This window comes from Roseibium denhamense (genome assembly GCF_009711415.1).
Classification (GTDB): domain Bacteria; phylum Pseudomonadota; class Alphaproteobacteria; order Rhizobiales; family Stappiaceae; genus Roseibium; species Roseibium denhamense.
Window position 1 is genome coordinate 203284 of record NZ_SMLZ01000108.1, and the last position, 10798, is coordinate 214081.

12 protein-coding genes are annotated in these 10798 nt (G+C 57.7%); all 12 read right to left on the reverse strand.

What is annotated here, in order from left to right; all coding sequences use genetic code 11:
* Positions 1 to 5: 5 nt before the first annotated feature.
* The 12 genes from nuoK to E1180_RS12400 all read right to left on the reverse strand — a co-directional run bounded on the left by nuoK (position 6) and on the right by E1180_RS12400 (position 10478).
* Positions 6 to 314, reverse strand: a complete 309-nt coding sequence (nuoK, locus tag E1180_RS12345; protein ID WP_155191477.1) for an NADH-quinone oxidoreductase subunit NuoK — start codon at positions 312 to 314, stop codon at positions 6 to 8.
* Between the two features lie 102 nt (positions 315 to 416).
* On the reverse strand, positions 417 to 1031 hold the full coding sequence (locus E1180_RS12350; protein ID WP_155191478.1) for an NADH-quinone oxidoreductase subunit J: 615 nt from the start codon (positions 1029 to 1031) through the stop codon (positions 417 to 419).
* Positions 1032 to 1122: 91 nt separating this feature from the next.
* Positions 1123 to 1611 (reverse strand): NADH-quinone oxidoreductase subunit NuoI, encoded by a 489-nt coding sequence (gene nuoI, locus E1180_RS12355; RefSeq protein WP_155191479.1) that lies wholly within the window; start codon positions 1609 to 1611, stop codon positions 1123 to 1125.
* Positions 1612 to 1628: 17 nt separating this feature from the next.
* The gene (locus tag E1180_RS12360; protein ID WP_208997108.1) at positions 1629 to 1868 is read right to left on the reverse strand and encodes a hypothetical protein; all 240 of its coding nucleotides are present in this window, start codon (positions 1866 to 1868) and stop codon (positions 1629 to 1631) included.
* A 9-nt stretch (positions 1869 to 1877) separates the two neighbouring features.
* The gene (nuoH, locus tag E1180_RS12365; protein WP_155191480.1) at positions 1878 to 2936 is read right to left on the reverse strand and encodes an NADH-quinone oxidoreductase subunit NuoH; all 1059 of its coding nucleotides are present in this window, start codon (positions 2934 to 2936) and stop codon (positions 1878 to 1880) included.
* Positions 2937 to 2952: 16 nt separating this feature from the next.
* A complete protein-coding gene (gene nuoG, locus E1180_RS12370; protein WP_155191481.1) occupies positions 2953 to 5022 on the reverse strand; it encodes an NADH-quinone oxidoreductase subunit NuoG in 2070 nt (689 codons plus the stop codon).
* Positions 5023 to 5048: 26 nt separating this feature from the next.
* A complete protein-coding gene (gene nuoF / locus E1180_RS12375; RefSeq protein ID WP_155191482.1) occupies positions 5049 to 6350 on the reverse strand; it encodes an NADH-quinone oxidoreductase subunit NuoF in 1302 nt (433 codons plus the stop codon).
* Between the two features lie 9 nt (positions 6351 to 6359).
* Positions 6360 to 7574 carry an NADH-quinone oxidoreductase subunit E gene (locus E1180_RS12380; protein WP_155191483.1) on the reverse strand — a complete coding sequence of 405 codons (1215 nt, stop codon included), beginning with the start codon at positions 7572 to 7574 and terminating at the stop codon, positions 6360 to 6362.
* Between the two features lie 79 nt (positions 7575 to 7653).
* Positions 7654 to 8838 carry an NADH-quinone oxidoreductase subunit D gene (locus tag E1180_RS12385; protein ID WP_155191484.1) on the reverse strand — a complete coding sequence of 395 codons (1185 nt, stop codon included), beginning with the start codon at positions 8836 to 8838 and terminating at the stop codon, positions 7654 to 7656.
* Positions 8839 to 8849: 11 nt separating this feature from the next.
* A complete protein-coding gene (locus tag E1180_RS12390) occupies positions 8850 to 9455 on the reverse strand; it encodes an NADH-quinone oxidoreductase subunit C (RefSeq protein WP_155191485.1) in 606 nt (201 codons plus the stop codon).
* Positions 9456 to 9543: 88 nt separating this feature from the next.
* Entirely contained in the window at positions 9544 to 10122 is a 579-nt protein-coding gene (locus tag E1180_RS12395) for a NuoB/complex I 20 kDa subunit family protein (protein ID WP_155191486.1), read from the reverse strand.
* On the reverse strand, positions 10113 to 10478 hold the full coding sequence (locus E1180_RS12400; protein WP_155191487.1) for an NADH-quinone oxidoreductase subunit A: 366 nt from the start codon (positions 10476 to 10478) through the stop codon (positions 10113 to 10115). The genes E1180_RS12395 and E1180_RS12400 overlap by 10 nt, the downstream gene beginning before the upstream one ends.
* Positions 10479 to 10798: the final 320 nt, after the last annotated feature.

Sequence of the window (10798 nt, forward strand, 5' to 3'; positions counted from 1 at the left end):
AGCCCCTAGCCTTTCATCACGTTGACGTCTTCCACGGCGATGGAGCCGCGGTTTCGGTGGAATACGACCAGGATGGCAAGGCCGATGGCCGCTTCAGCAGCCGCGACTGTCAGAACCAGCATGGTGAAGATCTGGCCCATCATGTCCCCGAGAAAATGAGAAAAGGCGACGAAGTTGATGTTCACCGAAAGCAGAAGCAGCTCGACCGACATCAAGATGACAATCACGTTCTTCCGGTTCAAAAAGATACCGAAGATCCCGATCGTGAACAAAATCGCCGCGACCGAAAGGTAGTGCGACAGACCGATTTCCATGGGCGCCTCGCCGTGCTCCCCTCGTATTACCCCAACCCGGGGCCGCACGGAGGAGCGTGCAGGCACCAGGACAACTCTCAAAGACCGCAGAACGTATCTGCGTCAGATCCCTTTTCCAGTCTCGACCTTCCGCACTTCCACGGCGTCCTCGCGGGTGCGGCCGACCTGTGTCGGAATATCCTGGCGCTTGACGTTCGACTTGTGGCGGAGAGTCAGCACGATCGCACCGATCATTGCCACCAGAAGCACAAGTCCTGCGACCTGGAAGAAGTAGATGTATTTCGTGTAAAGCACCGATCCGATGGCCTGGATGTTCGGCGTCTCGTTCAACGACGGCATGGGCTCAGCGCCCTGCCCCAAAATTTCAGGTGCGATCACCCACGCGCCCAAGCCCATGAGCAATTCAACCAGCAGGATCAAACCGATCAGGCTGCCGATGGGCAGGTACTGCAGGAAGCCCTGACGCAGCTCCACGAAGTCCACATCGAGCATCATCACCACGAACAGGAACAGCACCGCGACCGCGCCGACATAAACAACCACGAGCAGCAGTGCGAGATATTCGGCACCGAGCAGAATGAAGAGCCCGGCGGAATTAACGAAAGCCAGAATCAGAAAGAGCACCGACGTCACCGGATTGCGCGCGGCGATGACCATAAAGCCGGACGCCACCGTTACTCCGGCAAACAGGTAAAAGAAGAGGGCTTTCAGGATCATTTCAAAGACCTGCTTGTCGAGTGGCCGTGTGGCCTTTAAGTGCGGGTCCCGGCCGAATTGCCGGGATGTTTAAGAGGATACGGTTGCGTTCCTAGCGGTAAGGCGCGTCCATTTCAATGTTTCGCGCGATTTCCCGCTCCCAGCGATCACCATTGGCAAGCAGTTTCTGCTTGTCGTAGTACAGCTCCTCACGGGTTTCCGTCGCAAATTCGAAGTTCGGGCCTTCGACAATCGCATCGACAGGACAGGCCTCCTGGCAGAAGCCGCAGTAGATGCACTTGACCATGTCAATGTCATAACGGGTGGTCCGCCGGGTGCCGTCATTGCGGCGTGGACCGGCTTCGATTGTGATCGCCTGGGCCGGGCAGATTGCCTCGCACAGCTTGCAGGCGATGCAACGTTCTTCCCCGTTCGGATACCGGCGCAAGGCATGCTCGCCTCTGAAACGCGGGCTTACCGGGCCTTTTTCGAACGGATAATTCACCGTTGGCTTCGGTTTGAAGAAGTAACGCATCGCAAGGAAAAATGCGGATACGAACTCCTGCAGAAACAGCGATTTGACGGTCTGACTGGGTCCCATCGCGGTTAGCCTCTCTTTCATAAACCGGCCAGCTGGCTAGCAGCCCAATACCCAATAACCGGAAAGCCGATCACCGGAACTCCAAAGATCACAGCTCCAATCGGCGCTCTGTATTTCGCAGCAGTGCCGCCATCGCCGCCCTGCTGCCTGTTCTTCATTTCATACGCCTGAAGCATACCCTTCAGGATCTTCCAGTCGAGCCAACCGATGTAGAGCCCGACAGCTGCTCCAATGACGCCGGCTATCGAGACCTCCACAACGGCCTCTTATGCCGAGGTGGGCGCCCAGCCCATTGCCATGAGAACCGCAGCGACAACAACGACCATTGCCAAAGACAGCGGCAGGAACACTTTCCAGCCAAGGCGCATCAGCTGATCGTAGCGGTAGCGCGGCACCATTGCCTTGACCATCGCGAACATAAAGAAGCAAAGCAGACACTTCAAAATGAACCAGACAACGCCCGGCACCCAGGTGAACGGCGCGAAATCGAATGGGGGCAGCCATCCCCCCATGAAGAAGATCGTCATGAGTGCGCACATCAAGCAGATGGCAACATATTCACCGAGCATGAACATCATGTACGGGGTGGAGCCGTACTCGACCATGAAGCCCGCAACCAGTTCCGATTCCGCCTCGGCCAAATCGAATGGCGGGCGGTTTGTCTCGGCCAGTGCTGACACAAAGAACACGACAAACATCGGCAAAAGCGGCAGCCAGTACCAGTTCAGGATGTTGAGCCACGGAACACCGAGCATGTCCGCAAGCCCGGTTTCCTGCGCGTAGACGATACCCGACAGGTTCAATGTTCCCGCGCAAAGAAGCACGGTCACGATTACAAACCCGATGGACACTTCATAAGAGACCATTTGGGCTGCCGACCGGAGCGCCGACAGGAAAGGATATTTCGAGTTGGACGCCCAGCCGCCAATGATCACGCCGTAGACTTCAAGCGAGGACACCGCAAAGACAAACAAGACGCCGACATTAATGTTGGAGATCACCCAGCCATCGGCGACCGGGATCACGGCCCATGCGGACAAGGCCAGAAGTACTGAAATCAGCGGCGCCAGCAAAAACAGGATCTTGTTCGAGCCCGATGGAATGATCGGCTCTTTCAGAACGAACTTCAAAAGATCGGCAAAACTCTGCAGTAGCCCCCAGGGTCCGACCACATTCGGGCCACGGCGGATCTGAACTGCAGCCCAGATCTTCCGGTCGGCGTAAAGCACGTAGGCGACGATTACCAGGAGTACAACCAGCAGCAGCACGCTCTGGAACACCATCCAGAGGAACGGCCAGCCGTAGGTCGTCATGAACTCAGCCATATCGGTCCCCTGCCCCTTATTCAGCTGCTTCTGCCGCGCGCGTCTGCGCGAGCGCCGAACACTCGGCCATCACCTTGGAGGCGCGCGCGATCGGGTTGGTCAGATAAAAATCACGAACTGTATTGGCAAAGGCGGCCCCATCCGCTTTTGCCGAGCCGCTAGCCATTTTTTCAAGATCGGCGGTATCTCCGGCCTCGATCTCGTCAACCGCTGCCAGATGAGGCACGGCCTCAAACAGCTTCGAGCGCAGCTCGGGAAGGGAGTCGAAGGGCAGCGTTTGTCCTACCTGAGCAGACAGGGCCCGCAAAATTGCCCAATCCTCACGGGCATCCCCTGGCGGGAATCCTGCCCGGTCGGCCATTTGCACACGGCCTTCGGTATTTACATAAAGCGCGGACTTTTCGGTGTAGGCCGCACCCGGCAGGATGACGTCGGCGCGATGCGCACCGCGATCACCGTGAGTTCCCTGATAAATTACAAAGGCGCCTTCCGGAACTTCAACCTCGTCGACACCCAGTAGATAAAGCACGTCCATCGAGCCCGGTTCCAGCATAGCGCCGGTATCTTTGCCGCCCTCACCCGGCACGAAACCGATGTCGAGCGCGCCGACCTGCGCCGCTTCCGTGTGAAGAATGTTGAACCCGTTCCAATCGTCGCGGATCGCGCCGCGCATGCGGGCGAAGTCCGCAGCCAATGCCAGAACTTCGGCCCCGTCAGCCCTGTTCAGCGCCCCCTGACCGACGATCACCATCGGTTTTTCAGAATGCCCGTCATAGGATTTGTCGTTGATGAGTGCTTTTAGCGTATCGGGACCAGCGCCCACATAAGTGACCGGATAGGTCAGTTCGGCATTTTCGCCAATCAGACCGACCTCCATGCCGCCCTCGACCCAACGCTTGCGGATGCGGGCATTGAGAACCGGAGCCTCCAGGCGCGGATTGGTGCCGATCAGCATAATCGCGTCGGCCTCTTCGATCCCCTGGATCGTCGTATTGAAGAGGTAGCTGGCGCGGCCGTGTTTCGGGTGAAGCGGAGATCCCGGGAAACGGCTGTCGATATTGGCAACGCCGAGTTTTTCCATGAGGCTCTTCAGCGCGAAAATATCCTCGACACCGGCAAGCTGCCCTGCGAGCGCACCGATTTTCTCGGCCGGTGCCGCTTTCATCTTTTCAGCAATAATCCGGAAGGCCTCAGCCCAGGAAACCGGCTGCAACTTGCCTTCTTTTTTCGCATAAGGCCGGTCAAGCCGCTGTGTCTTCAAGCCGTCCCAGATGTAGCGGGCCTTGTCGGAGATCCACTCTTCGTTGATCTCCTCATTTAGCCGCGGCATGACCCGCATGACTTCCTTGCCGCGGGTGTCAACGCGGATCGCCGAGCCGACAGCATCCATCACGTCGATGCTCTCGGTTTTCGTCAGCTCCCACGGACGGGCATGGAACTCATATGGCTTGTGGGTCAATGCGCCCACCGGGCAAAGATCGGCAACATTTCCCTGCATCTCGGAAGACAGGGCTGCTTCCAGATAAGTGGTGATCTCGGCATCTTCGCCGCGCCCGATCAGGCCCATGTCGGTCACACCGCAGACTTCCGTCGTGTAACGGACGCAGCGCGTGCAATGGATGCACCGGGTCATGATCGTCTTGATCAACGGCCCAATTTCCTTGTTCTCGACCGCGCGCTTGTTCTCATGGAAGCGCGAGCCGTCTACACCATAGGCCATCGCCTGATCCTGCAGATCGCACTCGCCGCCCTGGTCGCAGATCGGGCAATCCAGGGGGTGGTTGATGAGCAGAAACTCCATCACCCCTTCACGCGCCTGTTTCACCATGGGAGACTTGGTCTCGACCACCGGCGGCTCGCCGTTCGGCCCCGGGCGCAGATCCTTCACACCCATGGCGCAAGATGCGGTCGGCTTGGGAGGTCCGCCCTTCACTTCCACCAGACACATGCGGCAGTTGCCCGCGATGGACAGACGGTCATGGTAGCAAAACCGCGGAACTTCGGCGCCTGCCTCTTCACAAGCCTGAAGAAGGGTGTAGTCCGAAGGGACCTCCACTTCCTTGCCGTCGATGATGAGCTTCGTCATCCGGTGCTCTCCAAATTCCGTTCCGCTTACTCGGCCGCAACCATGGCCGAAGATGATTTCGACTTGGCGACATAATCATCGATGCGTTGCTCGATGACCGGCCGGAAGTTCTTTATCAAGCCTTGGATCGGCCAAGCGGCCGCATCTCCAAGAGCACAAATGGTGTGGCCTTCGACCTGTTTGGTGACCTTGAAGAGCATGTCGATCTCTTCATAGGAGCTTTCGCCCTTCACCATGCGTTCCATCACACGCCACATCCATCCGGTGCCTTCCCGGCACGGTGTACACTGTCCGCAGCTCTCGTGCTTGTAGAAGTAGCTCAGACGGGCAATCGCCTTGATAATGTCTGTGGACTTGTCCATCACGATCACGGCGGCTGTACCAAGGCCAGATCCCATGCCGCGCAATGTGTCGAAGTCCATCGGCGCATCCTTGATGTCCTCAGCCGTGCAGCAAGGAACCGAAGATCCGCCCGGAATAACCGCGAGAAGATTGTCCCAGCCGCCGCGGATGCCGCCGCAATGCTTGTCGATCATCTCGGAGAACGGAACACCAAGCTCTTCCTCGAAGGTCGAGGGCTTGTTCACGTGCCCGGAGACACAGAACAGCTTGGTGCCCGTGTTGTTCGGCCGGCCAAGCGCGGAGAACCAGCTGGCACCACGGCGGAGGATCGTCGGAGCAACCGCAATGGATTCAACATTGTTCACCGTTGTCGGGCAGCCATAAAGGCCGACATTTGCCGGGAACGGTGGCTTCAGGCGCGGCTGGCCCTTTTTGCCTTCCAGGCTTTCCAGAAGCGCAGTTTCCTCGCCGCAGATATACGCGCCCGCGCCATGGTGGACGTAAATGTCGAAATCGTAGCCGTTCTTGTTGTTCTTCCCGATCAGGCCAGCGTCATAGGCCTGGTCGATAGCCGCCTGCAGGCGCTCGCGCTCGCGGATGAACTCGCCCCGGACATAGATGTATGCTGCGATCGCGCCCATGGCGTAACCGGCCACAAGGCACCCTTCAACCAGGGTATGCGGGTCATGGCGCAGAATTTCGCGGTCCTTACAGGTGCCGGGCTCGGACTCATCGGCATTGACCACGAGATAGGCCGGACGCCCATCGGATTCCTTGGGCATGAAAGACCATTTCAGACCGGTCGGAAAGCCGGCGCCGCCACGGCCGCGCAGGCCGCTGTCCTTCATCTCCTGAATGATCCAGTCGCGCCCCTTATCGAGCAGCGCCTTGGTGTTGTCCCACTGGCCGCGTTTTTGAGCGCCCTTAAGGCCCCAATCGTGCAGACCATAGATATTGGTGAAGATCCGATCCTTATCTTGAAGCATCCCTTCCCCCTAGTCTTCGCTCTTGGAAGAAGCAACATCGCCAGCTTCCACACGCTTGGAAAATTCGGTGTCCTGGCCGGATGCCAGAAGTTTCGCCTGTTTGATCCAGCCATCGCGTTCGATGCGGCCCTTGAACTTCAGGCGGCTATCGACCCAGGCAATTTCCTGCGGGCCCCAGCTGGCAATCTGATCGAAGTGGAAGAAGCCAAGCTCATGCAGCGTCGCCTCAAGCTTCGGCCCGACGCCTTTTAGCTTTTTCAGATCATCCGGTTTGCCATCGCGGGCAGATTTCAGGGTCTCAGGAGCCCTTTCCCCGGCAGGTGCCGCACTCTTCGGCTTGGCTTTGGAGACGGGCTTCGGCTCATCTGATTTTGCGGCCGCTTTTTGCACCTTTTCATTGGTGTTGGCCGGGGCTGCCGCCGGCTTGGCGGGCGCGGCCTCAGGCTTTCCGGTCTTTGCAGCATGTGCGGCAACCACACGGGCAACCGCATCTTCGGCAGGTGTCGGAACACCATCATAGTCCTTGCCGCCGGTATTGATCGAGGCGCCTGCAAAGTGATGGGATGCCTTTTCCGACCCATCAACAACATGGGGAACCGGCAAATCGCCCGTAGTATCATCGTCAAGTTCGGTCAGGCTGGTTTGACCGCCCTCGCCCATTGAGAACCGCCGACCGTTTTGCGGACCCGGTGTCACTTCCTTGCCTTCAGAAATGTCATCCAGCAGCTGATTGAAACTGTCCGGTGTCAAATCCTCATACGTATCCTTGAAGATCTGCACCATCGGCGCATTCACGCATGCGCCAAGGCACTCAACCTCTTCCCAGGAAAATGCGCCGTCCTCGGAGATTTCGTACATATGCTTGGCAATGCGCGACTTGCAGATCTTGATCAGATCCTCTGACCCGCGCAACTGGCAAGGCGTTGTCCCGCAAACTTGTATATGCGCCTTCTTGCCGACCGGCTGGAGCTGGAACATCGTGTAAAATGTCGCGACTTCCAGAACGCGGATTTTCGGCATGTCGAGAAGCTCGGCAATGTAGCGGATGGCAGGTTCACTCACCCAGCCATCATTTTGCTCCTGCGCGCGCCATAGCAACGGAATGACCGCGGAGGCCTGGCGGCCTTCCGGATACCTATCGATCAGCTTATGCGCCCACGCGAGATTTTCCTCGGTGAACGTGAAGCTCTCTGGTTGTTCCGCGGCCAGTCGGCGAACTGCCATGGTTATTTCCCCGTTCTACATGCGGACCGATGCCGGCATCCGGCCATCGGCGTCGATTTAAGATGGCGGTTAGACCGGATCAGCGGTCAACCTCGCCAAAAACGATATCCATGGATCCAAGCACCGCCGAGACATCGGCGAGCTGGTGCCCCCGGCACAAAAAGTCCATGGCTTGAAGATGTGCGTATCCCGGTGCCTTGATCTTGCAGCGGTACGGCTTGTTCGTTCCGTCGGCGACCAGATAGACACCGAACTCACCCTTGGGCGCTTCCACGGCCGCGTATACCTCGCCGGCCGGAACATGGTAGCCCTCGGTATAGAGTTTGAAGTGGTGGATCAGCGCTTCCATTGAGCGCTTCATCTCACCGCGTTTCGGCGGAACGATCTTGCCATCGGTGGAGGACACCGGCCCGGTCTCAATGGTGAGCTTTTCAAGGCACTGCTTCATGATACGGACGGACTGGCGCATTTCTTCCATGCGGATCAGGTACCGGTCGTAGCAATCCCCGTTCTTTCCGATTGGGATATCGAAATCGAGGTCGGCATAGCACTCGTAAGGCTGGGACTTGCGCAAATCCCACGGTGCACCAGACCCACGGACCATCACACCGGAAAAGCCCCAGGCCCAGGCATCGTCCAAATCGACAACACCGATATCGACATTGCGTTGCTTGAAGATGCGGTTGTCGGTCAGAAGGCCTTCGATATCATCGAGCGTCTGAAGGAACGGATCACAAAAATCCCAAATGTCGTCGAGAAGATCGCGCGGCAGGTCCTGGTGGACACCGCCCGGGCGCACATAGGCTGCGTGCATGCGCGCACCGCAAGCCCGCTCGTAAAACACCATCAGCTCTTCGCGCGGCTCAAAGCCCCAAAGCGGCGGCGTCAGAGCGCCAACGTCCATCGCCTGCGTGGTCACGTTGAGGAGATGCGAGAGGATCCGGCCGATTTCGGAATAGAGAACACGCACCAGCTGGCCGCGTTTGGGCACCTCGATATCCAAAAGACGCTCAACAGCCAGGGCAAAGGCATGCTCCTGGTTCATCGGCGCCACATAGTCGAGGCGGTCAAAGTACGGAACAGCCTGAAGGTAGGTCTTCTGCTCGATCAGCTTTTCGGTGCCGCGATGCAGAAGGCCGATATGCGGATCGACGCGGGTCACAACCTCACCGTCAAGCTCAAGAACAAGACGCAAAACGCCGTGTGCCGCCGGATGCTGCGGACCAAAGTTGATGTTGAAGTTACGAACCTGAGCTTCAGCCATGGGGACCCGCCTTAATTCGTCGTTGCTTTTTCATCGCCAGGAAGCACGTAGTCCGTGCCCTCCCAGGGCGAGAGAAAATCGAATGTGCGCATTTCCTGATTCAAACGCACCGGCTCATAAACGACCCGCTTCTTTTCATCGTCGTACCGCACTTCCACAAAGCCGGTAACGGGGAAGTCCTTGCGCAGCGGATGGCCATCAAAACCATAGTCGGTCAATATGCGGCGCAGATCCGGGTGACCGGAGAACAGAATGCCGTACATGTCGTAGGCTTCCCGTTCGAACCATTCGGCGCCGGGGAACAGAGACGTCAGTGAGGCCACCGGTGTGGTGTCATCGGTCATCACCTTCACGCGGATGCGCTGGTTCTGAACCGGTGACAGGAAGTGGTAGACAACGTCAAACCGTTTTTCGCGCTCCGGATAGTCCACACCGCAAATATCGGTCAGATTGACAAACTTGCAGGCGCTGTTGTCGCGCAGGAAGCGGACAACGTCGAGGACATCAGTCGCGTTCACGGACAGCGTCAACTCGCCGTAAGCCACATTACAGGAAACAAGGGACTCGCCCAAGCTCAACTGAATATGCTCTGCAAGTTCTTTTAGCGTGTCGTCCATATTCGGCTTTCACTCCCCCGAAGCATTTCACTGGACCGCAGGCGGCCCGCTTCCTCTTGCACTGCCAGCGGCTGCCGGCAGATAAAATCTAGCGTTCGATTGTGCCCGTCCGGCGGATCTTCTTTTGAAGCATCAGCACACCGTAGAGCAGCGCTTCCGCGGTTGGCGGGCACCCGGGCACATAAATGTCGACCGGAACCACACGGTCACATCCGCGGACCACCGAATAAGAATAGTGGTAGTAACCGCCGCCATTGGCGCAGGAGCCCATTGAAATCACGTAGCGCGGTTCAGGCATCTGGTCATAGACCTTGCGCAGGGCCGGCGCCATCTTGTTGGTCAGCGTTCCCGCAACAATCATGACGTCGGACTGGCGCGGGGACGCACGTGGGGCAAAGCCAAAGCGTTCTGCGTCGTACCGCGGCATGGACATCTGCATCATTTCGACTGCGCAACAGGCCAAGCCGAAGGTCATCCACATGAGCGAGCCTGTCCGGGCCCACTGGATCAGATTGTCCGTCGACGTTACCAGGAAGCCCTTGTCGGCGAGCTCTGAGTTCACGTCCATAAAGAACGGATCATCAGCCCCGACCGGGCGGCCGGTGTTGGGATCAATGATCCCTTTCGGCTGCTGTGCCACGAGCGGCTGGTTGGAGGTCAATCCCATTCGAGAGCTCCCTTCTTCCATTCATAGATGAAGCCGACCGTCAAAACGCCCAGAAACACCATCATGGACCAAAACCCGTACCACCCAAGATCCCCAAAGACCGTTGCCCAGGGAAACAGGAAGGCGACTTCGAGATCGAAGATGATGAACAGGATTGCGACAAGGTAGAAGCGCACGTCGAATTTCATGCGCGCATCATCGAATGCGTTGAAACCGCACTCGTAGGCGGACAGTTTTTCCGGATCGGGATTCTTGTAGGCGATGATGAAAGGCGAGATCAGCAGAGCAAGGCCAATCACCAGCGATATGCCAATGAACACAACGATCGGGATATATTCCCGCAAAAGGTCTTCCATAATTTCCGCGTCCTTGCATATGGAGCATACCTGGGATGGACCCAGCGCCGAAGCTTCAAAACATGCCGCCCAGTTATACTCGCCGGTCATGCAAAGCCCGTCGGCTACTTGAAACCAACATGCACGGGCACGCTTATCTCACCCCCAGATGCAACGCAAGACCTCTGCCTAGTCAAAGTCTTGCCGCACTTGCAACATTTTTCGGACCGCCTATTCGAAAGCCCGTGTTCCCGCCGGTTTACACGCGCAAAGAACACTGTGAAGACGGTCGGGTAATTATGCCGCACCCGCACATACAAGCTCTGCACGGCAGAAGAATC